Origin of the sequence: Gulosibacter massiliensis, from assembly GCF_900626105.1 — a bacterium.
Classification (GTDB): domain Bacteria; phylum Actinomycetota; class Actinomycetes; order Actinomycetales; family Microbacteriaceae; genus Gulosibacter; species Gulosibacter sediminis.
The window spans coordinates 156,820-182,200 of sequence record NZ_UYZX01000002.1; the positions used below are offsets into that span (position 1 = coordinate 156,820).

21 protein-coding genes and 3 tRNA genes are annotated in these 25,381 nt (G+C 69.3%); 14 read left to right on the forward strand and 10 right to left on the reverse strand.

Annotation, left to right across the window (positions count from 1 at the left end):
* The first annotated feature begins 272 nt into the window (after window positions 1–272).
* Window positions 273–4,226 carry a DUF7937 domain-containing protein gene (locus EJL01_RS10525; RefSeq protein ID WP_125107611.1) on the forward strand — a complete coding sequence of 1,318 codons (3,954 nt, stop codon included), beginning with the start codon at window positions 273–275 and terminating at the stop codon, window positions 4,224–4,226.
* A gap of 67 nt (window positions 4,227–4,293) precedes the next feature.
* Here EJL01_RS10525 and EJL01_RS10530 read toward each other — a convergent pair whose 3' ends face one another.
* Window positions 4,294–5,151: an aminotransferase class IV gene (locus EJL01_RS10530; protein ID WP_164509802.1), complete on the reverse strand. Its 858-nt coding sequence runs from the start codon at window positions 5,149–5,151 to the stop codon at window positions 4,294–4,296.
* Between the two features lie 66 nt (window positions 5,152–5,217).
* Between EJL01_RS10530 and EJL01_RS10535 the strand changes: the two genes are divergently transcribed.
* Window positions 5,218–6,261 carry an FUSC family protein gene (locus EJL01_RS10535; protein WP_125107613.1) on the forward strand — a complete coding sequence of 348 codons (1,044 nt, stop codon included), beginning with the start codon at window positions 5,218–5,220 and terminating at the stop codon, window positions 6,259–6,261.
* Between the two features lie 108 nt (window positions 6,262–6,369).
* Window positions 6,370–7,566, forward strand: a complete 1,197-nt coding sequence (locus EJL01_RS10540) for an MFS transporter (protein ID WP_125107614.1) — start codon at window positions 6,370–6,372, stop codon at window positions 7,564–7,566.
* 54 nt (window positions 7,567–7,620) lie between these two features.
* Here EJL01_RS10540 and EJL01_RS10545 read toward each other — a convergent pair whose 3' ends face one another.
* Window positions 7,621–7,914: a YciI family protein gene (locus tag EJL01_RS10545; RefSeq protein ID WP_125107615.1), complete on the reverse strand. Its 294-nt coding sequence runs from the start codon at window positions 7,912–7,914 to the stop codon at window positions 7,621–7,623.
* A 187-nt stretch (window positions 7,915–8,101) separates the two neighbouring features.
* On the opposite strand from EJL01_RS10545, the gene EJL01_RS10550 reads away from it, so the two are divergent.
* Window positions 8,102–8,920, forward strand: a complete 819-nt coding sequence (locus EJL01_RS10550) for a PTS sugar transporter subunit IIA (RefSeq protein ID WP_125107616.1) — start codon at window positions 8,102–8,104, stop codon at window positions 8,918–8,920.
* A gap of 94 nt (window positions 8,921–9,014) precedes the next feature.
* The gene (locus EJL01_RS10555; protein WP_125107617.1) at window positions 9,015–10,568 is read left to right on the forward strand and encodes a PTS ascorbate transporter subunit IIC; all 1,554 of its coding nucleotides are present in this window, start codon (window positions 9,015–9,017) and stop codon (window positions 10,566–10,568) included.
* 88 nt (window positions 10,569–10,656) lie between these two features.
* Here the strand turns inward: EJL01_RS10555 and EJL01_RS10560 are convergent, their stop codons facing one another.
* The gene (locus EJL01_RS10560; protein WP_125107618.1) at window positions 10,657–10,908 is read right to left on the reverse strand and encodes a hypothetical protein; all 252 of its coding nucleotides are present in this window, start codon (window positions 10,906–10,908) and stop codon (window positions 10,657–10,659) included.
* Window positions 10,909–11,012: 104 nt separating this feature from the next.
* Here EJL01_RS10560 and yccX point away from each other — a divergent pair, with 104 nt between their 5' ends.
* Window positions 11,013–11,288, forward strand: a complete 276-nt coding sequence (gene yccX / locus EJL01_RS10565; protein WP_125107619.1) for an acylphosphatase — start codon at window positions 11,013–11,015, stop codon at window positions 11,286–11,288.
* Between the two features lie 21 nt (window positions 11,289–11,309).
* Here yccX and hpt read toward each other — a convergent pair whose 3' ends face one another.
* Window positions 11,310–11,939 (reverse strand): hypoxanthine phosphoribosyltransferase, encoded by a 630-nt coding sequence (hpt, locus tag EJL01_RS10570; protein WP_125107620.1) that lies wholly within the window; start codon window positions 11,937–11,939, stop codon window positions 11,310–11,312.
* Window positions 11,940–11,960: 21 nt separating this feature from the next.
* Window positions 11,961–12,980, reverse strand: coding sequence for a tRNA lysidine(34) synthetase TilS (tilS, locus tag EJL01_RS10575; RefSeq protein ID WP_125107621.1), 1,020 nt, complete (start codon window positions 12,978–12,980; stop codon window positions 11,961–11,963).
* A gap of 174 nt (window positions 12,981–13,154) precedes the next feature.
* On the opposite strand from tilS, the gene EJL01_RS10580 reads away from it, so the two are divergent.
* Complete coding sequence (locus EJL01_RS10580) at window positions 13,155–13,643, forward strand: inorganic diphosphatase (RefSeq protein WP_125107622.1); 489 nt, start codon at window positions 13,155–13,157, stop codon at window positions 13,641–13,643.
* Between the two features lie 87 nt (window positions 13,644–13,730).
* On the opposite strand, the gene EJL01_RS10585 is transcribed toward EJL01_RS10580, so the two are convergent.
* Window positions 13,731–15,146: a M23 family metallopeptidase gene (locus tag EJL01_RS10585; protein ID WP_125107623.1), complete on the reverse strand. Its 1,416-nt coding sequence runs from the start codon at window positions 15,144–15,146 to the stop codon at window positions 13,731–13,733.
* Window positions 15,147–15,472: 326 nt separating this feature from the next.
* Between EJL01_RS10585 and EJL01_RS10590 the strand changes: the two genes are divergently transcribed.
* From EJL01_RS10590 to EJL01_RS10600, 3 genes are all read left to right on the forward strand, one after another.
* Window positions 15,473–15,545: transfer RNA gene (locus EJL01_RS10590), tRNA-Glu, on the forward strand.
* 57 nt (window positions 15,546–15,602) lie between these two features.
* Window positions 15,603–15,676, forward strand: a tRNA-Asp gene (locus EJL01_RS10595).
* 61 nt (window positions 15,677–15,737) lie between these two features.
* Window positions 15,738–15,810 (forward strand) — tRNA-Phe (locus EJL01_RS10600).
* A 66-nt stretch (window positions 15,811–15,876) separates the two neighbouring features.
* Here EJL01_RS10600 and EJL01_RS10605 read toward each other — a convergent pair.
* Window positions 15,877–17,820, reverse strand: coding sequence for a heavy metal translocating P-type ATPase (locus EJL01_RS10605; protein WP_125107624.1), 1,944 nt, complete (start codon window positions 17,818–17,820; stop codon window positions 15,877–15,879).
* A gap of 111 nt (window positions 17,821–17,931) precedes the next feature.
* Here EJL01_RS10605 and EJL01_RS10610 point away from each other — a divergent pair, with 111 nt between their 5' ends.
* Window positions 17,932–18,639, forward strand: coding sequence for a lysophospholipid acyltransferase family protein (locus EJL01_RS10610; RefSeq protein ID WP_241209204.1), 708 nt, complete (start codon window positions 17,932–17,934; stop codon window positions 18,637–18,639).
* Window positions 18,640–18,685: 46 nt separating this feature from the next.
* On the opposite strand, the gene EJL01_RS10615 is transcribed toward EJL01_RS10610, so the two are convergent.
* On the reverse strand, window positions 18,686–19,126 hold the full coding sequence (locus EJL01_RS10615; protein ID WP_125107625.1) for an iron chaperone: 441 nt from the start codon (window positions 19,124–19,126) through the stop codon (window positions 18,686–18,688).
* A gap of 139 nt (window positions 19,127–19,265) precedes the next feature.
* On the opposite strand from EJL01_RS10615, the gene EJL01_RS10620 reads away from it, so the two are divergent.
* Together EJL01_RS10620 and EJL01_RS10625 are read left to right on the forward strand one after the other, a co-directional pair.
* A complete protein-coding gene (locus EJL01_RS10620; protein WP_125107626.1) occupies window positions 19,266–20,219 on the forward strand; it encodes a hypothetical protein in 954 nt (317 codons plus the stop codon).
* Window positions 20,220–20,369: 150 nt separating this feature from the next.
* On the forward strand, window positions 20,370–20,867 hold the full coding sequence (locus EJL01_RS10625; protein WP_125107627.1) for a DinB family protein: 498 nt from the start codon (window positions 20,370–20,372) through the stop codon (window positions 20,865–20,867).
* Window positions 20,868–21,068: 201 nt separating this feature from the next.
* Here the strand turns inward: EJL01_RS10625 and EJL01_RS10630 are convergent, their stop codons facing one another.
* Window positions 21,069–22,034, reverse strand: coding sequence for an IS481 family transposase (locus tag EJL01_RS10630; protein ID WP_125107628.1), 966 nt, complete (start codon window positions 22,032–22,034; stop codon window positions 21,069–21,071).
* Window positions 22,035–22,132: 98 nt separating this feature from the next.
* Entirely contained in the window at window positions 22,133–23,635 is a 1,503-nt protein-coding gene (locus EJL01_RS10635; protein WP_206427731.1) for an RNB domain-containing ribonuclease, read from the reverse strand.
* A 96-nt stretch (window positions 23,636–23,731) separates the two neighbouring features.
* Here EJL01_RS10635 and EJL01_RS10640 point away from each other — a divergent pair, with 96 nt between their 5' ends.
* Window positions 23,732–25,189, forward strand: a complete 1,458-nt coding sequence (locus EJL01_RS10640; RefSeq protein WP_125107629.1) for a phytoene desaturase family protein — start codon at window positions 23,732–23,734, stop codon at window positions 25,187–25,189.
* Window positions 25,190–25,381: the final 192 nt, after the last annotated feature.

The following is a 25,381-nucleotide window of genomic DNA, read 5'->3' on the forward strand; positions in this document are numbered from 1 at the left end:
AAGTGAGCTTAGACGCGATTTCTTGGGGGAATCTCCCCGGCGAAACATCAGCCATTCGATGGCATCGACCCACCGCCGAGTCCAACCTGCGGTTGAGATTCGTCGTCGCGTTACGCAGATTTCGTCGAGGCCCGGGGTTTTGTCGCAAGCGGCGGATAGGCTTCACACGATCTCCTCAGTGAGGGCTGCTCAACGGCGGTGCGCTGCGGGGTCGAACCCACCAGAACTCATGAGCGTGGTGACAGTTCGCCGCCGCGCGCGAAGGAGCAGCAGTGAGCGACAGCTACTCGAATCAGCCGAACGGGTACGGAGCTCCCTCGGGAGGCTACGGCCAGGGCGCGCCAGGGCAGAACCAGCAGGGCTACGACCAGCAGCAGGGTCAGTTTGGCCAGCAGCAGGGCTACGGTCAGCAGGGCCAGCAGCCTGGCGGATACGCGGGCCAGCCCGGTCAGTACGGTCAGAACCAGCAGGGTCAGTTTGGCAGCCAGCACGGTCAGCCCGACTACGGCCAGCAGCAGCCTGGCGGATACGCGGGCCAGCCCGCTCAGCAGGGCCAGTTCAACCAGCAGGGGCAGTTCGCCCCGCCCCCGCCGCAGCCTCGCCCGCGCCCGCAGTTGCTCAAGAGCTCGAAGCTCGACTGGGTGCGCGACATCGGCGGCGCCGCGCTGCCCCTCATCGCGCTCGTCATGGTGTGGCACGTCGCGCAGACCCGCAGCGGCATCGCGCTCACCGCGACCGAGATCGCGCCCGTGCTCACCTCGATCGTCGCGGCGCTCGCGGGCATCCTGCAGATCGTGACGCGCTTCGGCATCGTCGGCATGCCGCAAAACACGCTCTACCTCATTCGCGCCGGCGCACAGGTGCCGTTCATCGTGACGTTCGTCGTGTACTTCGTCTTTGATGTGGTCAACGCGATCACGACCTCGAGCAAGTTCGACGGCAGCCTCGACGTCGCATTCATCGGCCTCGGTGCCGGTGCCGCCGTTGCTCTCGCGGGTGCCGCGCTCAACGTGCAGAGCCGGGACTACGAGGCCGGCCCGAACCGCGACCAGGTCAACCCGATCGCGGTCACCGCGACGAAGGTCCTCAGCTGGCTGCTCATCGGTGTCGTTGCCCTTGGTGCGCTCGTGTTGATCATCGGCTCGATCATGTTCGGAGCGGCGCTCTCCGACGCGCTCGGCAGCTTCGGCTCGGTGAACCCGGTCGGCATCATCCTCAAGGTCGTCTTCGGCGTCCTGCTTGCGCTTGCGATCGGCCTCGCCCCGGCGCTGCTCGCCAACCTCGGCTCCGAGCCGGCCCGCATCGCGACCATCGCGATTGGTGCCGCGGCGTTGCTTGCCTGGATCCTCGACGGCACCTTCGGCCTCGCCTTCTCGATCACCGGCATCGAGTCGGTCGTGCCGCTCGCCGCCTTCTCGGGCGGCGCAGGCTTTGTGCCCTTCGCGCTCGTGGCCGCAGCTCCGCTCGGTGCCCTCGCGCTTTCGCCCGAGGCACAGCGCTCGACCAAGCCGATCGAGCCGACCGTGCGTTGGTTCTCGGCGCTCGGCCTCTCGCTGCTCGCGATCGCGGCGGTCGCTCTGACGGCGGCGCTTGGCGCGATCGGTTCGTTTATCCCGGTCTACGACGGTGCAGAGCAGGACAGCGGTCGAGTCACGCTCACCGTGATCATCCTCGTGCTCTCGGTCGTCATCGCGGGTGCCGCTGTGTACGGCTACTTCGTGCTGCGCGGCAAGGCCACGCCTCCGCAGCAGCTCCACCAGGGCGGGTTTCCACAGCAGGGCCAGCCGCAGCAGCAGGCCGCGGGTCAGCTGCCGCGCATCTCGCAGCTCGTGCTGCTCATCATCACGGGCGGCATCGCCGGCGTCGGCATCATCGCGATGATCTTCGGCCTCATCGAGCAGCGCATGTCGAACGCGATCGGCGCCAGCACGGTGCCTGCCATCTACATCTTCGCGATCTACGTGCTGCTGCCGTTGATTCTCGCCGCGGGAGTCCTCTTCGTGCCTGCACTGAAGCAGCACTTCGTGGCCACTGGCACCGCGCTGAAGACTGGCGGCCAGGGCGGCCAGAACTTTGGCCAGCAGCCCGGCGGTCAGTTCGGCCAGGGGCAGCCCCAGGGCGGTCAGTACGGTCAGCAGGGTCAGGGCCAGCCGTTCGGCCAGCAGCAGCCGGGCTTCGGCGCGCAGGGATATGGCCAGCAGCAGCCCGGCCCGCAGCAGGGCTACGGCCAGCAGGAACAACAGGGCTACGGCCAGCAGCGCCAGCAGTTCGGTCAGCAGCAGTTCGACCAGCAGCAGGGCAACCAGGGTTACGGCCAGCAGCCGCAGCAGGGCTTCGGCCAGTCGAACCAACAGCAGTCGTTCGGTCAGCAGCAAGGTCAGTACGGCCAGCAGCAGTCCGGCGCTGAGCAGTCGGGCGGCTACGGCCAGCGCGACGCGGCCCGTGCGCAGGGCCAGTACGGCCAGCAGGATGCGCCGAACCAGCCGCAGGGCGGCTACGGCCAGCCCCCGCAGCCGGGCAGTGCATTCGGCCAGCCCGCGCAGGGCGGTTACGGCCAGCAGCAGGCCGACGCAGCGCCAGCGCAGAACGAGCAGGCTTCGTTCGGCCAGCACGGGGCCGCGCAGCAGCAGTCGCCGTTCGGCGGCTACGGCCAGCCCGCGGCAAGCGAGCGGGCCGGCGCAACTGAGGCCGCGTCCGACTCGGCAATCGTGAACGACTCCGCGATCGCAAGCGACTCGGCCACCGCCGAGACGCAGCGCGACGAGAACGCAGCCGACTCCGGCTTCGGCGCACCCGCGTGGGCCGGCTTCGGGGCGGCGGCTGCCGGCACGGCCGCCCTTGGCGCGGCCGCCGCCTCGTCGAACGACGACGAGTCGACCGAGTCGAACGCGGACGCAGCTTCGGGCGCCACGACCGAGGCCGAGACCTCGACCGGGTACGCCGCGTATGGCGCAACCGATTCGAGCAATTCCGCCGCCGAGCAGGCATCGAACGACGAACCCGCATCGGAGTCGACGACCGACGCCGCGCCCTTCGGCGGCTACGCCGGTTACGGCACCAGCGCGTCGAGCACCGACGAAGCGAACACCGACTCGGCCAACGCCGACGAGGCGAGCGCCGACACCGCAGACTCGACTGAGCCTGAAGCAGCCGTGGCCAGCACCGAGCAGTCGGGCGGTTACGGCTTCCAGTCGTCCACGCAGCAGTCGTCGTCGGCCTGGGGCTCGCTCGAGACCGGCGCAACCCCGACGCGTTCCGAAAGCCCGCTTGCGGAGTCGGCAGACGCCGACACCGCAACGGAACAGGGTACGGAAACCGCGAGCGACGAGGCCTCGGCTGACTCGACCGGCTACGGCGCACCCGCGGCCAGCTACGGTGACGCACCCGTCGCCGACATGACCGACGACGCGGTCACGGTCGACTCGACCGTGACCGATGGCGCATCGGGCGAGCCGGAAGCGCAGACCGAGAGCGGCTGGACCCCGGGCTGGAGCACCGACAGCTCGGCAACTGACGCCACGGCGGCCGAGACGAGCGAGACTGCAACCGTGACCACCGAAGCGGCGACCGATGACTCGCAGTCGTACGGCTCGACCTACGGTGAGCAGCCGAGCGCCGACTTCGGCGACGCCACGGAGTCGACCGAGTCGGTCAGCGACGAGGCCCCCGCGCAGGACTCGGGGTACAGCTACGGCTATCAGCCGAGCGTCAATTTCGGTGGTGGCGACGATCAGGCGGTAGCTGAGTCGGCGACGTGCGATGACGCCTCAGTTGAGTCGACCGAGTCGGCCGGCGCTGAGACTCCGGCGCAGGACTCGGGGTACAGCTACGGTTACCAGCCCAGCGTCAACTTCGGCGGCGACACCTCGCAGCAGACCGACGCGAGCAGCGCATCCGTGCCCGCATCGTCGGCCACCGAGGCGAACACCGAGCAGGGCTATGGCTACCTCTCGCAGCCCGAGCAGTCGGCGCCGACCGGCGTCGAGGCGCCCGAGGCGCAGGACGCGCCGCAGGAGCCCGCGCGGGTCGACCTGCCCTCGCTCGCACGCCGGGCGCTCGAGTCTGACGCCAGCGCATCCGAGCTCGAAGCGATGAAGGAGCACCGCGAGCTGTGGCCGTACCTCGCGGCGGCGCCCGCCGCGTCGCCCGAACTGCTCGACTGGCTTGGCCAGACGAACGACCCGACCGTGCTCGCGTACCTGCGCAACCGCGGCCACCAGGCCTAGCACCAATGACGAAGCGGGGCGTCTCCAACAGGAGGCGCCCCGCTTCGTCGTTCAGCGACAAGCCGAGCTACGCGGATCCGGGCACGCGCAGCATCCGCGCGACCCGGCCGTGCAGCGGCGAGCGCGGCACGTCGACGCCGTCAACCGATTCGATCGGCGCGAGGATGCGACCCGACGACAGTAGCCAGGCGCCCTGCACCCGCGACAGCACCTCGCGGGGCAGTTCGTCGAAGCGCACGCTGAGGCCGTCCTCGGCGGCGGCATCCATGAGCGCGCGCAGCGTCGTCGACGGCAAGATGCCGTCCTGCTTCGGCGTTACGAGCTCACCGTGGAGGTCAACCACGAGCGCCGACGTCGGCCCCTCGAGCAGCCGACCCGAGGGCGTGACAAAGATCGCATCGTCGGCGCCGTTCGCCTTCGCCCAGCGCTTCGCCGCCATGTTGATGCCGTACGAGAGGCTCTTCGCGCCCGGCAGCAGCCACGGCAGCTGGCTCGTCTCTTCGGCTTCGTGGCCACGGTCGAGCACGACGACGCGCACGCCCTCGCGCTCACGCAGCACCGCCGCAGAAACCGGCTGCATCATCGCCCAGCAAGTTGCGTCGCCGCCAAACTCGGGGCCGCGCGTCTCGACGAGGCGCACGGTCGCTTCGGGATGCGCATCCCAGTCCCACGCGACGACGAGCGCGGCGACCGCGCGCTCGTAGCCGGCGCGGTTGGGCTCGGGCAGCGAAAGGATGTGCGCCGACGTGGCGAGGCGGTCAAGGTGGGCGGGCAGGTCGATTACGTGGCCGGAGCGGCACGAAGCGACGTCGAAGACGCCATCGCCGCGTACGACGCCGAGGTCGTCAGCGCGCAGCAATGGAGTTTCGACATCGACGAGCGAGCCATCGAGCAGCGCGACCAACTGAGGAACAGAAGCGGTCATGTCACCAGCGTAGGGCGCGCATCCGCTCTCGCGCGGCATTCGGCGGGGCAGCCTAAGCTGAAAGTCATGCGCTTCTTTTCGCCCCTCCTCGCGACCAAGCGCATCCCGTGGTTGCAGGTGGTAAAGACCTTCATTGCCATCGCGCTGTCGTGGGTTGTGTCGATGTTCGCGCTCCAGGTCGACATGCCGATCTTCGCCGCCATCGCGGCGCTGCTCATCGTCGCCCCGAACCTCAATCAGACCGCGTCGAAGGGCATCGAACGCACCCTCGGCGTGATCGCCGGCGTCATCATTGCAACCGTGTTCGGCGGCATCTTCGGCCACAACGCGATCGCCGCGATCGCGGCCATCGCCGTCGCCCTGCTCATCGGCTGGGCTGGTCGCCTCAGCCTCGGCATGCTCAACCAGATGGCGATTAGCGGCATGATCGTCATCGTCATGGGCGGCGGCAGCGTCGAGTTCGCGCTCGACCGCATTATCGAAACGATCATCGGCGCGATCATCGGCTTCCTCGTGAACATGCTCATCGTCGCGCCGGTGCACGTTGAGCCCGCGCGCCAGCGCGTCGCCGACCTCGGTGCCGAGCTCGCGGCCTCGCTCGGCCGCCTCGCTGACGCCCTCGAGGTGCCCCAGAGCCCCGGCGATCTGCAGGGCCTCATTCTCGAGGCGCGGCTGCTGCGCAACATGGTCGAGGTGAGCCGCACGGCCATCGAAGAGGCGCGGGAGTCGCTCGCGCTCAACCCGCGCGGCCGCAGGAACCGCGAGCAGCTTGACGAGATGGATGCGCTGCTCGAGACGAAACTCCAGTCGATCGTCACCGAGGTGATCGGCATGACCCGCGCGTTTTACGACCACTACGACGACTCGCTGCCCGAGGAGCCGATGGCGCACGACATCGCCGAACAGCTGCGCCGCTGCGCCCACGACGTGCGGCTCGCGGTGCACCTCGCTGAGGTCGACCCCGAGCCGCTCACCTCGGCGATTCCGGCGCTCACGGCACCGCTCGAGCTCTCGGCGCCGCGCGGCCAGCGCTGGATTCTCATCGGCTCGCTCATGGAAGACCTGCGCCGCATCCGCGAGACGCTGCTTACCGATGGGGACGACGACTAGCCGCATCATCGCACGTGGTCACCCGAGCCTCAAAGGGGTGGGAGACTGAATGCTTATGGGCGTCGCGGCCACACGGGGCGCGCGGCAGGGGAGAGAGCGGTTGAGTAGATGACGCAGGCGAGTTTCTGGAGCGGCTCGCGCGTGTTCTCGCTCGTCGCGGTCGTGCTGCTCGCGGGCAGCTTGCGCGCCGGCGTCACGGCGTTCGGCCCACTCGCGGTGCGCATAGGTGCCGACGTCGGCCTGAGCGCGACCGAGGTTGGGGCGCTCGCGGCGTCGCCGGTGCTTGCGTTCGGCCTGTTCGCGGTGCCGACCGCGCCGCTGGCCCGGCGCCTGGGCTTCGACCGGCTGGCGCTGCTCAGCCTCATCGTGCTCGCCGTCGGCCTCGGGCTGCGCCTGCTCATGCCCGAGTGGTCGCTCTGGATTGGCACCGCGCTGCTCGGCGTTGGCGTCGCGACCCTCAACGTGCTGCTCCCGGTGCTCGTCAAGCGCGACTTTGCGCCGAACGCGCCGCTCGTGCTCGGCATCACGACCTGCACCATGACCGGCACCGCGGCCCTCGGCGCCGGCCTTGCCGTGGCGATCACCGACACGACCGGCGGCCAGTGGCGACTCGCGCTCGCAGCGTCCCTGCCCGTCGTCGTCGTGGCGATCGCACTCTTCGCGGTGCGCGGCTGGCGCGACCGGCTCGGCGTCGCGTCGAGCGATCACTCGCCGCACGTGAACATTTGGCGCTCGCCGATCGCGTGGTCGGTCACGGCCTACATGGCGTTGCAGTCGACCGTGTTCTACACCTTCGTGAACTGGATGCCGACGATCGAACAGAGCAGCGGCGTGAGCGAGGCGAACGCGGGCCTGCACCTCGCGATCGCGCAGGTCTCGGGCATGCCGCTCGGCTTCCTCGTCGCCTGGCTCATGAACCGCTCGCGCGACCAGCGGATCATCGCCGTCGGCTTCCTGCCGATCACCGCCATTGCCTTGCTCGGTGGGATGTTCCTGCCGCACCTCATGCCCGTGTGGACCGTCATGATCGGCCTCACGACCGGCATGATGCTGCCCGTCGCGCTCGGGCTCATCTCGGAGCGCGCCGCGACCGCGGGCGATGCCGCGCGCATGTCGGGCATGGCGCAGTCGATCGGCTACTTCTGCGCGGGCCTCGGCCCGATCGTCGGCGGCGGCCTGTTCGAGGCGACGGGTAGCTGGATGGCGACCCTCGGTCTGTTGCTCGCCTGCGTCACAGGCCTCGTGTTCGCGGGGCTCGCCGCGGGCCGCGACCGTACGCTCGGTGCGTCGGCCGCTGAGCGCTAAACCGCCCGCACCCTCGGCGAGGATGCGGGCGGCAAGTCTGCGGCGATGGGCCGGCTAGATCAGGTCTTCGAAATTGAAGAACGACTTGTTCCACGCCGAGATCTCGACTTTTGCGAACAGGCCCTGCTGCGAATAGGGGTCGGCCTGCGCGAACGACTCGGCCTCGTCGAGCGTCTCGACGTCGACGATGACGAGGCTGCCGATGGGGTCGCCAGCCTCGTTACGCTTGGCGCCTGCCGCGAGCAGGCGGGGGGTGTTCTCGCGCAGCCACGCAAGGTGCTGGGGACGTAGTTCGAGGCGCTTGTCGACGCTGTTGGGGAGGTCGTCTGAGTTGATGGCGTACGGCACCTGGGCTCCTTCGTAATGGCTTCCCTTGCAGCGTAGCGCGCGCCGATCCGGGCGGCCTTGGCCGCCTACCACTTGCGATCGCAACAGGAAAAGTTGCGGGGGGCATTTTTTCAACGTTGACTTGGAGTAGCACAAAGTGTCCTGTGAACCGGCGCCCGCCCGGCGAGGACCGTACAAAGGAGACCAAGTGAGCAAGCTCAGCTCTCTCATATCCACCGACGCCGTGCAACTCTACGTTCCCGCCGAAGACTGGCGCTCGGCCGTCATCGCGGCGGGCGAGCTGCTTGTGCAGACCGGTGCGACCGAACCCGAGTACACCGACTCGATGCTCGCGACCATCGACGAGCACGGCCCGTACATCGTCATCGCGCCTGGCTTCGCGCTCGCCCACGCTCGACCCGATGCTTCCGTGAAGCGCACTGGCCTCAGCTTCGTTCGACTCGCGAACCCCGTCGAATTCGGTGCCGGTGCCAACGACCCGGTCACGATCGTCATGGGCTTGGCCGCCGCCGACTCGACGGCGCACCAGCAGGCGCTCGCCGCCCTCGCCGGCGTGCTCGGCGACCCGGTGCGCCGGGCCGCGCTCGACACCTCGAATACGCCCGAGGCCGTGCTCGAGGTGCTCACGAGTGAGCCGGCACAGGTGCAGGCCGCCGCGAAGCCCACACCCCGCCACGCGGCCGACGACGGCGAGGTCGACCTCAGCGGCACCGTCGCGTCGAAGGGGCACATCCTTACCGTGTGCGGCAACGGCGTCGGCACGAGCATTTTCCTCAAAAACACGCTCGAGCAGGTACTCGGCAAGTGGGGCTGGGCGCCGTACTTCACGGTCGAGGCGACCGACACGATCTCGGCCAAGGGCAAGTCGAAGGAAGCCGACCTCGTGCTCACCTCCGGCGCCATCGCTGAGTCGCTCGGCGACCTCGGCGTGCCCGTCGAGATCATCGGCGACTTCACTTCGCAACAGGAGATCGACGGCGCCCTGCGCCGCCGCTACGCCGTCTAACGCGCGACCAGGCAGTCGGGCCGGGGCGCGCATCCGCTCGCGCACCGCGGCACTCGACCAGCGCATCCTCAGCTTCTAGGTATTGGAGAGCACCATGGACGTGATCTACGCGATCGCCCAGTTCCTCGTCAACGAAATTCTTAGCGTGCCGGCGTACCTCATCGGCATCATTACCGCGGTCGGGCTCATCGCGCTGCGCAAGAGCGCCGGCGCGGTCATCGGCGGCGGCATCAAGGCCACCCTCGGCTTCATGCTCATCGGCGCCGGCGCGGGCCTCGTCACCGCCTCGCTCGAGCCGCTCGGCGTCATGATTCAGGGCGCGCTCGGCGCGCAGGGTGTTGTGCCGACGAACGAGGCCATCGCGGGCATCGCGCAGCAGGAGTACGGCGCGCAGGTGTCGTGGCTCATGATTCTCGGCTTCGTCGTCGCGCTGCTACTCGCGCGCTTCACACCGCTGCGCTACGTGTTCCTTACCGGCCACCACATGCTGTTCATGGCGACGATGATCACGATCGTCATGGCCTCGGCCGGCATGAACACCTGGGTCGTCGTGATTCTCGGCGCTGTGCTCCTGGGCATCCTCATGGTCGCCCTGCCCGCGCTTGCGCACCCGTGGATGAAGAAGGTCACCGGCGACAGCTCGGTCGCGATCGGCCACTTCGGCACCGCCGGCTACGTCGCTGCGGGTGCCGTCGGCCGCCTCGTCGACCCGAAGGGCAAGAGCCGCTCGACCGAAGACATCAAGGTACCCGAGGGCCTGCGCTTCCTCCGCGATTCGATGGTCGCCACCGCGCTGTCGATGGTGCTCATGTACGTCATCGTTGCGGTGATTTACCTCATCCGCGTCGGCGAGACCGAGGCGTTCGAGGCCTTCGGCGGCGCGACGAACGTCGGCAACTTCCTCATGCAGTCGGTCACACAGGGCCTCGGCTTCGGCATCGCGGTCGCTGTGATCCTCTTCGGTGTGCGCACCATTCTCGGCGAACTCGTGCCCGCGTTCCAGGGCATCGCGGCGAAGGTGGTGCCGGGCGCCGTGCCCGCACTCGACGCGCCCATCGTGTTCCCGTACGCGCAGAACGCCGTGCTCATCGGTTTCCTGTCGTCGTTCGTCGCCGGCCTCTGCGGCTTGTTCGTGCTCGCCGCCTGGCTCGGCCCGGCATTCGGCCTCGCCGTGATTCTGCCTGGCCTCGTGCCGCACTTCTTCACCGGTGGTGCTGCGGGCGTCTTCGGTAACGCGACCGGCGGCCGCCGCGGTGCGATCGCGGGTGGCTTCGTCAACGGTCTGCTCATCACGTTCCTGCCCGCGTTCCTCATGCAGGTGCTCGGCAGCTTCGGCTCGGCGAACACGACCTTCGGTGACGCCGACTTCGGCTGGTTCGGTATCCTCATCGGCTACGGCGCGAACGCCGGCGCGGTGCTCGGTGCCGGGCTGCTCGCGGTGATCGGCCTCGTCATTCTCGTCGCCGCGATCATCGTGCAGAAGCGCGTCGTCGAGCGCGACTGGGATGCTGCGCCGAACCGCCGCGGCGGGCTGGACGGCTCGAGCGAGTCGGCCGGCTCGGCCACCGCATCCGCGAACGCCGGCAACTACGCGCGCATCGCCCCGCCGAAGGGCGCGCCGCGGCCGCCCGCCTCGATCGAGGGCTAGGCGCGAGCTTCCCCAATAACGAATTCCCCGGTGTGTGGGGCGCGCGATTCGCCCCACACACCGGGGAATTTTCGTTGCGTGAGCCGGCCTAGAGCGAGGTGTCGGCGTAGGCGAGCAGGGCGTCGCGTACGAACCCGGCGCCGCGCTCGGATGTGCGCGTGTAGTTCGCGGCCCGGAACTCGGCCTGGCCCGCCTCGCCGAGCCCCGCCCACCAGCTGTTGCTGCGGTCGGCGGGCTCGTCGCCCCAGCGCTCGCGCACCTCGGCGTCGTACTTCGTGTGGTCAAAGCCGTCGAACATGTCCTTTGGCATGATGTCTTCTTTCTCGTTCAGTGCGGTCACGACGCTACCGGTTGAAGTAACGTCAAGCGCAAGCGCAAGCGCAAGCGCGAGTTCGAACCCCGCGCGTCCAGCCGCCGCCGGGCGCGCATCCGTACCCTGGCCGTATGGCTACGAAGCGAGTGCGAGGGTACGTGTCGGGCGTCGTGCAGGGCGTCGGGTACCGCTACTCGACGGCCCACGAGGCGCAGCGGCTCGGCCTCGGCGGGTACGTGCGCAACCTATTCGACGGCCGCGTCGAGTTTGAGGCCGAGGGCGAGGCGGATGCGGTCGACCGGCTCGTCGCGTGGGCACACCAGGGCCCGCGGTCGGCGCGCGTCGACGCCGTCGAGACGAGCGAGCAGCCGACGCGCGGCGACACCGAGTTCGAGATTCGGGGCTAGGCCGGCACCGCCGGTGGAGCCCTACTGCGCGGGTTCTTCGAGGCCCGGGCGGAACACCTTGCGGGCCGGTTCAACGGGGCCCGCGGCGTCGGCCTCGTCGGCGCCGTAGACGTGCGGGCGCAGCACGACGACGTCGTGGAGGTTGCGGTAGCGCTCGTCGTAGTCGAGACCGTAACCGACGACGAACTCGTTCGGCACATCGAAGCCGATGTAGCGCACGGGCACGTCGACCTTGAGACGCGAGGGCTTACGCAGCAGCGTGCAGATCTCGACCGAGGCGGCGCCGCGCGACTGGAGGTTCTGGCGCAGCCAGCTCAGGGTGAGGCCCGAGTCGATGATGTCTTCGACGATGAGTACATCGCGACCGGTGAGGTCGGTGTCCAGGTCCTTGAGGATGCGCACGACACCCGACGACACGGTGCCGGAGCCATATGAGGAGACGGCCATCCAGTCCATCTCGAGCGCAATGCGCAGCTCGCGTGCGAGGTCGCTCACGACCATCACGGCGCCTTTGAGCACGCCGACGAGCAGGGGAGTGCGGTCGGCGTAGTCGGCCTCGATGTCACGAGCCAACTCGCCGATGCGCTCGGAGATTTCCTCGCGGCTCAGCAGGACTTCGCGGACGTCGGCCTCAATGTCGGATGCGCGCACGTGGTTCCTTTCGCGGTGGCGTTAGTGCTCGGTGTCGTCGACACCCTGCTCGGCGAAGCCGAAGAACAGGCGGCCCGCGCTGCGTTCAACGCGGATGCCCGGCAGGTCGATGGGGCCCTGCCCGCGCCACTCGGTGGCGAGCGCGGCGACGGCCATGGTGTGCGCTCGCGAGAGCGAGACGCCGAAGCCCTGCTCGGCCACGGCGCGGCAGATGCGCTGGCGGAGCGCGGCGGGCTGAGTCACGAGGCCGCCGACGTCGAGCGTGACGCGACCGTCGGCATCGGTGTCGACGATCTCCTGCGCCCACTCGAGCGCGAGGGCGTCGAGCGTCTCGGAGTCTTCGCGCAGCGTGGTTGCGGTGCGGGCGAGCGCCTCGGCGATGCCGGGGCCGAGCTCGGACTCGAGCACCGGCATGACGTTCTTGCGAATGCGCACGCGCTTGAAGCGCTCGTCGTCGTTCATCGGGTCGTGCCACGGCTCGAGGCCCTGGTCGCCGCACGCCTGGTTGGTCTCTTCGCGGCGGATGCCGAGCAGCGGGCGCACGAGCGGGCCGTTGACGACAGCCATGCCGTGCAGCGACTTGCCGCCCGAGCCGCGCGCGAGGCCGAGCAGCACGGTCTCAGCCTGGTCGTCGAGCGTGTGCCCGAGCACGACGTAGGAGGCGCCAAGCTGTTCGCGCACGCGGTCGATCGCGCCGTAGCGGGCCGCGCGGGCCGAGGCCTCGGGACCGGCGCCGTCGTCGACGACGTCGATGCGTTCGATCACGACCGGGTCGAGGCCGAGGCCGCGCGCCTGCTCGGCCGCGCGCTCGGCCTGCTCGTCCGAGCCGGGCTGCAGCTGGTGGTCGACGATGACCGCGCCCACGCGCATCCCGGCCCTCGGGCCCTCGAAGGCGAGGCCCGCGGCGAGCGCGAGCGAGTCGGGGCCGCCAGACAGCGCAGCCAGCACGAGGTCACCCTCGGCAGCGACGCCGCGCAGCGAGTTGCGCACAGCGCGCCGAATATCGGCTACCGGCGGGGTGAGGCGGGGTCGATCAGTCACACCCCAATCGTACTCGGGCGAGGCCGCTGATTGCACGGAAGTGCTGATCGCGCTCAGCAAGTGGGCCCCGGGCCGGGATGCGAATGGTCACGCGATGTTCGGGCTCGCGCCGCTCGCGGGCGGTAATCTGGTGCCGTCAACGCCCCCGGGCGCCCCTTCACACCAGGAGCAGAATTGAGCACCTACGACGTCGTCATCGAGATTCCTCGTGGCAGCCACAACAAGTACGAGGTCGACCACGAGACCGGCCGCGTCTACCTCGACCGCGTGCTGTTCACCCCGTTCGTCTACCCGGTCGACTACGGCTACTTCGAGCACACGCTCGCCGACGACGGCGACCCGCTCGACGCGCTCGTGCTGCTCGAGTACCCCGTCTACCCGGGCATCGGCCTGAAGGTGCGCCCCGTGGGCGTGCTGCACATGTCCGACGAGGCGGGCGGGGACGACAAGATCCTCTGCGTGCCGGCGAAGGACCCGCGCTTCGCGCACATCCAGGAGCTCGAGGATGCGCCGCAGAACACCCGCGACCAGCTCAAGCACTTCTTCGAGCACTACAAGGACCTCGAGCCCAACAAGTGGGTCAAGGTTGACTCGTGGGGCTCGGCGGCCGACGCCGAGGCGATCATCGAGCGCTCGCTCGCGGCCTACAAGCCGGCCGAGTAGGCAGCTGAGCCAGCTGAACGACGAGGGGCGCGCATCCTGCTGGATGCGCGCCCCTCGTCGTTGTGTTGGCCGGCGGCCTCGCTCGGTCTAGTAGTAGATGCCGTGGGAGGCGAGGTAGCTCAGCGGGTCGCTCGCGCCGTTGTTCACCATAAAGTGGAGGTGGCAGCCGGTCGACGGACCGGTGGTGCCGGCGTAGGCGATGATCTGGCCGGCCGCGACGCGCTGGCCGGGGTAGACCATGATGCCGCCGGGCATGATGTGGGCGTTGCCGGTGGTGTTACCGTCGTCCATCTGGATGTCGACGCGGTTACCCCAGCCGTCCATCCAGGCCGCATACGTGACGGTGCCCGACGAGACCGCGTAGATCGGGGCGCCGCAGGTGCCACCGGAGACGACGAAGTCGGTGCCGTTGTGGAGCTTCCAGTAGCCGTACACCGGGTGCAGGCGCATGCCATAGTTGCTCGAGATGTAGGCGCTGTAGCCGAGGGGTGGCGCGTAGCCGCTCGCGCTCGGGGAGGCGCCACCGCTCTCGGCCGGGGGCGTGCTCGTGCTGCCACTGCTGCTGCCGCCACTGCTGCCGCCACTGCTGCTTCCGCCACCCGAGTTGTAGCCAGCTGCGGCCTCTGCGGCTGCTGCGGCTGCTGCGGCCGCGGCAGCTGCAGCAGCCTCTTCGGCGGCCTTCTTCTGCTCGGCTTCGATGCGCTTGCGCTCTTCTTCGCGCAGGCGCTCGCCCTCTTGGTAGTCGGCCTCGACGACGTCGCGGTGCTCCTGCAGCGGGGCGAGCATCGCCTCGAGCTCGGAGCCCTTCTCGGTCTTCTGGTCGCGCTTGTTCTGCAGGTCGAGCTGTGCGTCGACGGCCGCGTCGTAGTTCGACTGCGCCTGCGCCTCGAGGGTTTCGAGCTCCGCGAGGGCGACCTGCGCCTGCTCGCCGAGCTGGTCGGCGTTGTTGCGGGCCGAGATGGCGTTTTCGTAGACGGCGCCGTTCTGGGTGCCGAGCTTTGAGAGTGTTGACATGCCCATGAGGAAGCCGTCGGCGTCGTTCGGGTTTGTGAGCAGTTCGACGGTCGGGTCGACCGGCACGCGGTTCGCGATGGCAGCGACGTACGACGCCGCCTCGGTTTCGGCCTTGTCGGCCTCGGCGGAGGCCTCCTCGGCCTGCTGCTGCAGCGTGTAGACCTTCTCGGACTGCTCGGTCGACGCGGCCTGTGCGGCCGAGTAGGCGTTGCCCGCCTCTTCTGCGACGACCTCAGCCTCGGCGACATCGCTGTTGAGTTGGTCGATCTGGGCGTTGATCTCGTCGATCAGCGCGTTCTGCTGGTCGATGTCGTCCTGGGCCGAGATGACGTCGTCCCAGGTCGCGTAGTCGTCGAGGTCCTTGGCGTTGGCCGGAATCGCGCCGTTGCCAACGAGGCCGATGATGAGTAGTGCGGCCGCGCCGGTTACCAGCCCTGACCGGCCCGCACGGGCGCGGGGGGCCCGGCGGGAGGTCTTGGACGAAAACATTGATGCCTTTCGTTTGCTGCGCGAGACGCGCGGGCAATCGGTTGGGGTGCGGGCGTGGTCATGCACAGAGCTAGGCATTTGTCGCAGAGGATCACTCATGTCACACGGTTAACATCCACCACATTAGTGGCTATGTGACGAATTTGTAACCCCGGATGCGCGTGTTTTCGCGGTTCGTGCGTGGTTTTCGGGTATTCGCGCGAGTGTTGCTTCGGCGGATGCGTGGGTCGTAGGCGTAGGGTCGTGGCGGCTCGGAGCGTGCGATTTGCGTTCGTGTGTGAATGTGCACTAGGGTTTTTCTTCGGCGGTCATGCCGATACAGCTTCGGCCCCATCGTCTAGTGGCCTAGGACACTGGCCTTTCACGCCGGCAACACGGGTTCGAATCCCGTTGGGGTCACGGTGGCGACACCGGGAAAAAGCTGTTAGGTTGAACCGTCTGAAAAATTCAATATGAGGCCCTGTAGCGCAGTTGGTTAGCGTGCCGCCCTGTCACGGCGGAGGTCGCGGGTTCAAGTCCCGTCAGGGTCGCGGAGAAGCGGCGCCCTTGTCGAAAGATGAGGGCGTTTCTCTCAGCGGCGAAAGCTGCTTTGGCTCTGTAGCTCAGTTGGTAGAGCGTTCGACTGAAAATCGAGAGGTCACGGGATCGACGCCCGTCGGAGCCACAGATGCCCCGGGTTCGACACCCGGGGCTTTTTTCGTTTCCGTGGCTGGTTTTCTGGGGCCAAGGATTAGCGCTCGGGCGATTCATGAGCGGTAGACGGCGCGTGATCTGCCGCAACGCTCATGGTTGCCTCCGCGTCGCGTGGCATCGCGATGTTGCGGCCGCGCTCGAGGCGCGGCCCGATAGCGCGCAGGGCGCCGAGGATCGCAACGAGGTCGACGAGCTCCTGTAGCCATGCGCCCGCGAGCGCAGGCAGCAGGCCAAAGGCAGCGACGAGCATGAGCCCGACGCTGATGACGATGCCGAGCCAGACGCTCTGCAGCGCGATCCGCACGGTGTCACGGCCGATGCGCACCGCGTGTGCGACGCCCGCCAGCGAGTCGAAGCGGTTCACCACATCCGCCGACTCGCTCGCCGCGGTCGCGCCGCGCGCGCCCATCGCGAAGCCGATGTCGGCTGCCGCGAGCACCGGGGCGTCGTTGAGACCGTCACCGACCATGATCAGCGGCCGCGGCTCGACGCCCGCGACGATCTTGACCTTGTCGCGCGGTCGGCACTCAGCGTGCACCTCGTCGATGCCGAGGCTCGCGGCGATGGGCTCGGCCGTTGCCGCGACGTCGCCGGTCACCATGAGCCGGCGCTCGACGCCGAGGGATGCGAGGCTCGCGACGGTCTCGGCCGCCTCGGGCCGTACCTGGTCGCGCATCACGAGCGTGCCGACGACCGCATCGTCGAGGGCGACGTAGATCGCGAGCTCGCCGGCGTTCAGCGACGCGTTCTCGAGGGCGGGCGCGAACGAGCGCACCCACGCCGGCTTGCCGACGCGCACGACGCCGCGCCACGGCGCATCCTCGGCAAGCATGGCCGCGACGCCCTTGGTCGCGAGCTCCTCAGCCTGCGCGATACTCGCGAGCTCGAGCCCGCGCTCGGTCGCCGCGGCGATGACGCCGCCCGCGAGCACGTGCGACGAGTAGACCTCGGCCGATGCCGCGAGGCGCAGCACGTCGTCGGCGCTGAAGCCGGGCGCCGCGTCAATGCGCTCGAGCGAGGGGCGCCCGGTCGTGAGCGTGCCCGTCTTGTCGAAGGCGACGGACTTCGCGCGGGCGAGCTGCTCGAGGGTGTCGCCGCCCTTGACGATGAGGCCGAAGCGCGCGGCGCGGCTCATGCCGCCGAGGAACGCGACCGGCGCCGCGATGAGCAGCGGGCAGGGCGTCGCGACGACGAGCACCTCGGCGAAGCGCACCGGGTCGCCCGAGATGGCCCACGCGATGCTGGCGATGACGAGCGCGAGGATCGTGAACGGCACGGCGTAGCGGTCGGCGAGTCGCACGACCTTCGACTTGCTCTGCGAGGCCTCCTCGACGAGTCGCACGATCTGCTGGTACTCGCTGTCGCGCGCGAGGGCGACCGCGCGCATCCGCACCGCGACCGAGCCGTTGACTGCGCCGCTCGAGACGCGCTCGCGGGCCGCGCGGGTGACGGGCAGGCTCTCGCCGGTGAGCGAGGACTCGTCGAAGACGGCTCGCTCGTCGAGCAGGACGGCGTCGACCGGCACGAGCGCGCCGGGGCGCACGAGCAGTTCGTCGTCGATCTCGATGTCGTCGACCGGGAGTTCTTCGGTGGTGCCATCGGGGCGGATGCGCACCGCCGTCTGCGGGGCCTGCTGCAGCAGCGCGGTGAGCTCGCGCTTCGAGCGGTTCGAGGCGTAGTCCTCGAGCGCGGCGCCGCCCGTGAGCATGAGCACGACGATGAGCGCGGCCCAGACCTCGCCGACGAGCACTGCGGCCGTGATCGAGGTGACCGCGAGGATGTCGAGGCCCGCGTGGCCGCGCAGCAGCTCGCGGACCATGCCGACGGCCTCCCACGCCGCGATCGCGATGGCGTACGCGCCGACGAGCGACGGAGCGATGCCGCTCGCCGGGGTCGCGAGCAGCGTCAAGCCGACGATGCCGACCACGATGGTCGCGGCGACCAGCGGATAGGACCTGAGTGCGGAGCGGACATTGTTCATGTCTTAATTATCGTAAAAATGCCTGGTCAGCGCTAGGAATGGAAGGCTTACCTCAGTCGCTCATGCCGGTGTTGCGCGGGTGGCGAGGTCGGCCGCGCGTACGCTCATTGGGTGACCACCGACGCTGCGCCAGAACCCGCACCGAAGCCGGGCATCGTCTACTACGTCGGACGGGCCGTGCTGCGGCCGCTGCTGTGGCTTGTGTATCGGCCGCGGGTGCACGGGCGCCGGAACGTGCCGAAGCAGGGGCCGGTGTTGCTCGCGAGCAATCATCAGTCGGCGTGGGACACGATCTTGATTCCGGTGTCGGCGCCGCGGCCCGTGCAGTTCTTGACGAAGTCGGCCCTGTTCACGGGCTCGGGCCGCAAGGGCAAGCTTGGTCGGTGGTTCTTCACCTCGATCGGCGGCGTGCCCGTCGTGCGGGCCGCTGGGCGCGACGCGCGGGCGGCGCTCGACGCGGGCAGCCGCATCCTGCAGGCGGGCAGCGCGTTTTGCGTGTTTCCGGAGGGCACGCGCTCGCGCGACGGCCGGCTGCACAAGGGGCACAGCGGCGCCGCCTGGATGGCGCTCGACACGAGCGCGCAGGTCGTGCCGGTCGGCATCATCGGCGCCGACGGGATGCGGGCGTTTCGCCACTTCGGGCGCGGGCGCCGCGTCGAGGTGCGCTTCGGTGCGCCCCTCGACCTCAGCGACCTCGCCGAACTGCCCGGCGGTCGCGCCCGCACCGAGGCGACCGAACGCATCATGGACGCGATCGCGCAGCTCACCGGGCAAGAACGCTCGGATGCGGTGAACGCAACCTCGCGCGACGCCCGCTAGCGCTGGGGCTACCCCGCGCATCCGCGGTGCCGCGCGCTCGCGGCGGCTATTTGCCGACGGCCTTGCGAATGAGCGCGCGCAGCTGCTGTTCGATCTCGTCGTCGATCTCGAGGGCGGCGAACGACGTCGGCCAGAACTTGCCGTCGTCGAGCTGGGCGTTCTGCTGGAAGCCGATGGTCGGGTAGCGAGTGTTGAACTTCGAGGCCGGCTGCAGGAACACGAGCACATCGCCGTCGTCGGCATACGACGGGAAGCCGTACCAGGTCTTCGGGTCGAGCTCGGGCGCCTCCTCGCTCACGATGACGTGCAGCCGCTCGGCGACCTGCTTGTCGGCGCCGGTCAGCGCGTCGATCGCGTCGAGGCAGGCCTGATACTCGCGCTCGCGCTTCGCCGCGCCCTTCACGCCCTTCTGCGCGCGGAGCTCCTCGGCGCGCTGCTTCATTGCGGCGCGTTCGGCTTCGCTGAAACCCGATTCGTTCTCGGCCATGACTGACTCCTTCGTCGTACGGAACCCTGCGATTGTCGCACTCGGTGGTGAGGAGCGCAGCATGACGACGACCGTCGGGAAGCGGCAAAGCGGGCGGAAATCAGGGACACTAGGACTCGTACTTGAGGAGGGGGTGCGCATGACCGAGCCAACCGCAGACGCCCCGCAGCGGCTGACGCGTCGCGCGCCCGCCGAAGCGCCCCCCCCGGATGCGCCGGTCGAGACGCCCGCGCCGGCGACGGATGCGGCGGAATCGCCCGCCGCTGGCGATGCGTCTGGGTCCGCGACGCCGGTCGAATCGGCCGTGGACGCCGAGTCCGTCGAAGTTATCGAAGCTGCTGAGGCTGCTGAGTCGACCGAAGCGGCCGAGCCAGCCGAGGGCGCGACGCCGTCGGCGCCGGCGACCACCGCGTCCGGCAAGAACAAGGTGATCGCGGCTGGCGATCTCGTGAGCGGCGGTGCCTCGGTCGAGGAGGGCATCACGATTGCCCACGCGGCGGCGCGGCTCGGGATGAAGAACCACATCCTCATGGACATCCTGGGCTCGGGCGGCGAGTTCTCGCGCAAGCGCTACCTGCGCGAGGCGATGCAGATCCTCACCGACCTCGCCGACGAGAGCGACAACGAGGTGGCGTACCTCGATCAGATGATCAAGCGCGCCCGAAGCCTCGGCTTCAAGTCGACAGGGATGCACGACTATCGACGCGGCGACATCGCGAATCTCAAGCATCGCAAGGAGAACGCCGAGACCGTCGCGGCCGACCTCCGGCGCCGGTCGACCGATGAGGGCACGCTGAACACGCTCGTCTCGGTCGCGCAGCAGGCCGCGTGGCGCGAAGTGGCGCGCAACATCGAGTTCAACCTCGACTCCGAGTTCGCGCAGGTGCCGGAGGGGGTCGACGAGCCGGGGGAGCGGGCCGACCGCATCTCCGAGGTGATTCGTCTTGACTTGCCGCGCCTCGAGCGCGACCAGAAGCGCCTGCAGCGGCGCGCCCGCGCTCAGGCCGCCGAGGCCGAGCGTAAGGAAGCCGCCGAGGCGAAGCCGAAGCCCAAGGGCCTGCGCGGCCTCCTCAAGGGCCTCCGCCGCCGCTAGCCCGCGCCGCGCCCCCTCCTGCGAAGCATGGGTGTTGCGTTTAGCCTCATTTTTGGCGGTTATGGAGCGCGAAATGGGGCTAAACGCGACACCCATGGATGCGCGGGAGCGGTCAGGGAGGCGGGGTCACCCGCGAGTAGGGTGGCGCGCATGAACGGCACCGAAGTACTCCTCGACCTCGCCACCCGACCCCGCGACGCCCTGCTCGAATTCGCCACGAAACTCAGCGACGAGACGCTCAACTCGCATCCCGCCGGCCACGACAACTCGCCGGCCTGGCTCATCTGGCACGCCGGCCGCGAGATCGACGCGCAGCTCGCGCCGCTCGCGGGCACGGATGAGGTCTGGCCGCGGTTCCGCGAGCAGCTCGCGCTCGGCGAGCTCGGCGACACCAGCGGCTACGGACAGACGGCCGAGCAGGCGCGCAGCATCGTCGTGCACGGCGCCGCGCCGCTGCTCGACTACTTCGTGGCGACGACGGATGCGCTGCTCGCCTACCTCGGCACGCTCAGCGACGCGGACCTCGACGACGTCATCGACACGAACTGGAACCCGCCGGTGACCCGCGGCGCCCGCCTCGTGAGCATCATTGACGACGCCGCGCAGCACATCGGCCAGGCGGCGTACGCGGTCGGCGCACAAAGTTAACAGGCTGAGTCGCGCCGTCAGCGACGCGGCGCGAGTGACTGTGGCGCCCTCAGCGACAACGGGCGCGATGGTGACGGCGCCAGTTGTCGCTGGGCACGCCGCTAGGCGCGATGGGGTGCACGTATGAGGCGACGAACGACGGCCTCGAGGAAAGGACGGGGATGCCCTAGCAGACTCCGACGGATTCGACTCGCAGGCTAGCTAGCTGTTATTCCCCGTGACGTTGTGTAGTCGTTGCATGGGGGTCAGTCCGCCGATCGCGGTGTGGGGTCGATGGTGATTGTAGTGATGCAGCCATCGCGGGTACTCGGCGAGTCGTTCCGCTTCTGACGTGTAGGCGCGTGCGTAGGCCCATTCGTCTTCCAGGGTGCGGTTGAAGCGTTCAACTTTGCCGTTAGTTTGGGTTCGGTACGGGCGCGTTCGTCGATGCTTGACCCCGTCACCCAGCGCGTGAGCAAATGCCTTGGATCGGTAACACGACCCGTTATCGGTCATCACCGCGGTCACCGTGACCCCCAGGGATGCGAAATAGGCGCGGGCACGGTCCCAGAACCCGGCCGCAGTGTCCTTACGCTCGTCGTTCAGGTGTTCGGAGTACGCGATGCGGGTGTGGTCATCGACCGCGTGGTGCACGAACGAGTACCCGAGTCCGCGTCGCTTGTTGTGCCGGTTCCCCTTGACACGCCCGAGTGCCCGGTGCCCGCCACCGTCAGGGATGCGGCCTTGTTTCTTGATATCGACATGCACTAACTCGCCCGGTGCGGCGGCCTCGTACCGGTGGACTTTGGGTTTGCGCACCGGCAGGCCTGTGGTCTTGTCCACGTGCCGCAGCAGCGGGACCCCGTAGCGGGCCAACACGCGGCCGACCGTGGACCGCGCAACCCCGAGGTGGTAGGCGATGCGGTGCGGGCCCCAGCGTCGGTTCACGCGTAACCCGATGATGCGGCGCTCGAGTCGGGTCGGGGTGCGGTTCGGTGAGGTGCGCGGGCGGGACGAGCGATCTACAAGGGGTTCTCCGGCACGGTACCGGGTCACCCATTTGCGGACGGTGCCGTACGCGCATTGGAACCGGTCCGCGACTCGGGACATGGGCCAGCCGTCGTTGACGACGAGCAACACCATTCGAAGTCGCCCTGCTGGGGTGAACGGGGCATTAGCGTGAGACATGAAGGCCTTCGTGTTGTGGGACGTGAGTGTGGTTACCCACATCCTCCACGGAGGCCTTCACCTACTCACACTCGACACAACCTCCCGAGGAACAACGCCTAGGCGGGGTATTCGAAGCGCACCTTGCGGGTTGTCGGGTTCGCCTCGACGAGCCGCACGCGCACGTGCTCGCCCGCCGGAACGTCGCCGCGGCACTGCGCGATGACCGGCGGTTCGTAGACGAAGACCTCGGCGTGGTGATCGCCGTCGCCGGCGCGCAGCAGGCCGGCGTCGAACTCCTGGCTCACCGCATCCTGCAGCGCGACCGCCTCGGCTAGGTTGATGCACTCGTTCTCGACCGACGCCGCGACCCGGCCCGAGTTCTGCAGCAGGCCGGGCAACTCGGGCAGCGCATCCGCAATCTCGGCGGGCACCTCGCCGCTCACCTGCGCGCTGCCGTCGTGCGCGACCCATTCGCCGCCGAACGCGAGGGCAACCTCGCTGACGAAGCGGTCGCCGAGGCGACGGATGGGCGCGGTCGCGTGCGCGTACTGGCTCGCGACGCCGGCGTGCCAGGTCGCGCCGTTGTTCTCGGGCGGGTTGTCGGGCGAGAACGCGAGGTGGCCGGAGCCGCGCAGCAGCTTCGTCGCCGCCGAGTTGAGCGCGAGCGCCTTCGGGTCGTCGGGTTTGAGGCTCGCGAGGATCTCGCCGGGGGATTGCTCGTCGCGGGCGTCGACGCCGAGGGCTCGGGCGGCCTGGCGGAACTGGTGCACCGTCGACTCGTCGGGCGCCGGCAGCGTGCGCAGTAGGCCGGTGCCGCCGGCGAGCATGATGCGGGCGGCCGCGATGCCGGTCGCGAGCGAGCAGTGCGCGTTCCACGCATCCATCTGGGTGCGCGGCTCGAGGCGTAGCTGCCAGTTGCCGTCGACGTGCGCGAGATCCTGCTCGGGCAGCTGCAGCTCGACGGCGCCGCGCTCGCGGGCACGCTCCTCGCGCACCCCGCCAAACTCGGGCAGCAGCTCGATGGGTTCGGGCAGCAGCTTGCCGTGGTCATAGTGGGCTTGCAGCGTCGGGTAGTCGAGGCGTTCGCGCACGTGCACGGTCGCGCGGCGCACGCGGGCCCGGGTGAGCTCGCCCTGGTCGTTCGTCTCGATCTGCCAGAGCACGGCCGGGCGATCCTCGCCCTTGACGAGGCTCACGGTCTGCTCGGAGAGGATGCGCGGGTACAGCGGCACGTTGCTGTCGGGCAGGTACTTGGTCTCGCCCCGTTGGCGCGACTCGGCGTCGAGCGGGCTGCCGGGCGCGACGAACGCGCCGACGTCGGCGATCGCGTAGAAAAGGGTGTACCCGGCGTGGCCCGCCTCGGTGCCCTGCTCGATGCGCACGGCCTGGTCGAGATCCTTCGACCCGGGCGGGTCGATCGTGACGAGCGCGAGATCGCGGGCGTCAATGCGGCCCTCGGCGAAGCGGTCGCTTGCCTCGGCGGCCGCCTGCTCGAGCTCGGGGGAGAACTCCTCGCGCAGCTCGTATTGCTCGCGCACCGCGCTGAAGTCGAGCTCGGCCATGCTGCTCGGCCCCTCGGTCGTGCTGGATTCGGAGGATGCCGCGCTGCGCTCACTCATGCTGCCGAGGCTACTCGGCCCGCGTTCGCCTGCCTGTCAGGAGGCTGCGCGGGCGGGCGGTGGGCGCGCTGGCCGCGACTGGCTACCCTCGGGACTATGACTCGTGCAGCCCGATCCGCCGCCGTAATCGGTTCGGGCCCGAACGGGCTCGCCGCGGCCGTGACGCTTGCGCGGGCGGGCGTGCCCGTCACGGTGTTCGAGGCGGCCGACACGATTGGCGGGGGCACGCGCACGGCCGAGTCGGTCATGCCCGGGGTCGTGCACGACACCTGCTCGGCGATTCACCCGATGGCGTTCGCATCGCCGTTCTTCCACGAGTTCCGGCTCGCCGACAAGGTCGAGTTCGTCGTGCCCGAGGCGTCGTACGCGCATCCGCTCGAGGGGCGCGAGGCGGCGATCGCGTATCGCGACCTCGACCGCGCCGTCGCCGAGCTTGGCATCGACGGGGTGGCGTACGGGCGACTGATGCGGCCGCTCGTCGACCGCGCGGCCGGCGTCTTTGACTTCGCGCTCGGCGGCAGCATGGTGCGGGTACCGCGCGACCTCATCGCGACCGTGCTGACCGGCCTCGCCGCGCTACGACAGGGCTCGCCGCTGTGGAACCTCGGTTTTCGCGACGTCGCCGCGCCCGCGCTCATCTCGGGTGTCGCGGCCCACTCGATCGGGCGCATGCCCGCGCTCGGCACCTCGGCGATCGGCCTCGTGCTCGCGGTCGCGGGGCACACCGGTGGCTGGCCCGTGCCGGTGGGCGGCTCGACTGCGATTTCGCGGGCCCTCGCCGACGACCTGCTCGCGCACGGCGGGCAGATCGAGACCGGCAGGCGCATCCGTGCCATCGCCGAGCTCGGCGACTACGACGTGCACGTCTTTGACACCTCGGCCCGCGCGCTCACCGAGATCGCCCACTCGAAGCTGCCAGGCAGTTACCTGCGCTCCCTCGACCGGTTCCGGTTCGGCAACGCCGCGGCGAAGGTCGACCTCGTGCTCGACGGCCCGATTCCCTGGGCGGATCCGCGCATCGCACAGGCCCCGACGGTGCACCTCGGCGGCACCCGCGCCGAGGTCGCGGCGGCTGAGGGGATGGTCGCGCGCGGTCGGCACGCGGCGCATCCGTATGTGCTGCTCGCGCAGCCGACCGAGTTCGACCCGGGCCGCAACCCGGCTGAGTTCAACGCCGTCTGGAGCTACACCCACGTGCCGCGCGGCTCGACGCTCGACGTGACCGAACGCGTGCTTGCGCAGCTCGAGCGCTTCGCGCCGGGGGTGCGCGACCGCGTCGTCGGGGTGAAGTGCACGCCGGCGGCCGAGCTCAGCGAGTACAACGCGAACTATGTCGGCGGCGATATCAGCTCGGGCGCGGTGCAGCTGTCGCAGCTGCTCGCGCGGCCCGTGCTCGCGCCCGATCCGTGGCGCACGCCGGGAGAGGGCATCTACCTCGCCTCGTCGGCGGCGTCACCGGGGCCAGGGGTGCACGGGCTCGGCGGGTGGTACGCGGCGCGCTCGGCGCTGCGGCACTCGTTTGGCATTGACCCGCGTTCGGTTTCGCTCGCGTAGTTTCGCGGGCATTCGGCCTCCCGGCGCTGCGCTCGACCCGCGCATCCGGCCCGCCGCACGTCGAGTGCGCGGGTGGCGAACGGGCAGCCAGCGCCAAAGTGGGCGCTAGTAGGATTTCCGCAACTGGAGGGGCGTGTTGCTGCCCCGCTTCCCGAGCCGGGCATCCGGCTTCGCTGAACGAAAGGCAGCGGG

Excerpts from the sequence above, each read along its gene's own strand:
- EJL01_RS10620 (WP_125107626.1), top strand. The coding sequence starts at position 19,266 with ATGACCGAGCCAACCGCAGACGCCCCGCAGCGGCTGACGCGTCGCGCG.
- EJL01_RS10615 (WP_125107625.1), bottom strand. The coding sequence starts at position 19,126 with ATGGCCGAGAACGAATCGGGTTTCAGCGAAGCCGAACGCGCCGCAATG.
- EJL01_RS10640 (WP_125107629.1), top strand. The coding sequence starts at position 23,732 with ATGACTCGTGCAGCCCGATCCGCCGCCGTAATCGGTTCGGGCCCGAAC.
- EJL01_RS10625 (WP_125107627.1), top strand. The coding sequence starts at position 20,370 with ATGAACGGCACCGAAGTACTCCTCGACCTCGCCACCCGACCCCGCGAC.
- EJL01_RS10535 (WP_125107613.1), top strand. The coding sequence starts at position 5,218 with ATGCGCTTCTTTTCGCCCCTCCTCGCGACCAAGCGCATCCCGTGGTTG.
- EJL01_RS10530 (WP_164509802.1), bottom strand. The coding sequence starts at position 5,151 with ATGACCGCTTCTGTTCCTCAGTTGGTCGCGCTGCTCGATGGCTCGCTC.
- EJL01_RS10555 (WP_125107617.1), top strand. The coding sequence starts at position 9,015 with ATGGACGTGATCTACGCGATCGCCCAGTTCCTCGTCAACGAAATTCTT.
- EJL01_RS10635 (WP_206427731.1), bottom strand. The coding sequence starts at position 23,635 with ATGAGTGAGCGCAGCGCGGCATCCTCCGAATCCAGCACGACCGAGGGG.
- EJL01_RS10630 (WP_125107628.1), bottom strand. The coding sequence starts at position 22,034 with ATGTCTCACGCTAATGCCCCGTTCACCCCAGCAGGGCGACTTCGAATG.
- EJL01_RS10605 (WP_125107624.1), bottom strand. The coding sequence starts at position 17,820 with ATGAACAATGTCCGCTCCGCACTCAGGTCCTATCCGCTGGTCGCCGCG.
- EJL01_RS10540 (WP_125107614.1), top strand. The coding sequence starts at position 6,370 with ATGACGCAGGCGAGTTTCTGGAGCGGCTCGCGCGTGTTCTCGCTCGTC.
- yccX (WP_125107619.1), top strand. The coding sequence starts at position 11,013 with ATGGCTACGAAGCGAGTGCGAGGGTACGTGTCGGGCGTCGTGCAGGGC.
- EJL01_RS10585 (WP_125107623.1), bottom strand. The coding sequence starts at position 15,146 with ATGTTTTCGTCCAAGACCTCCCGCCGGGCCCCCCGCGCCCGTGCGGGC.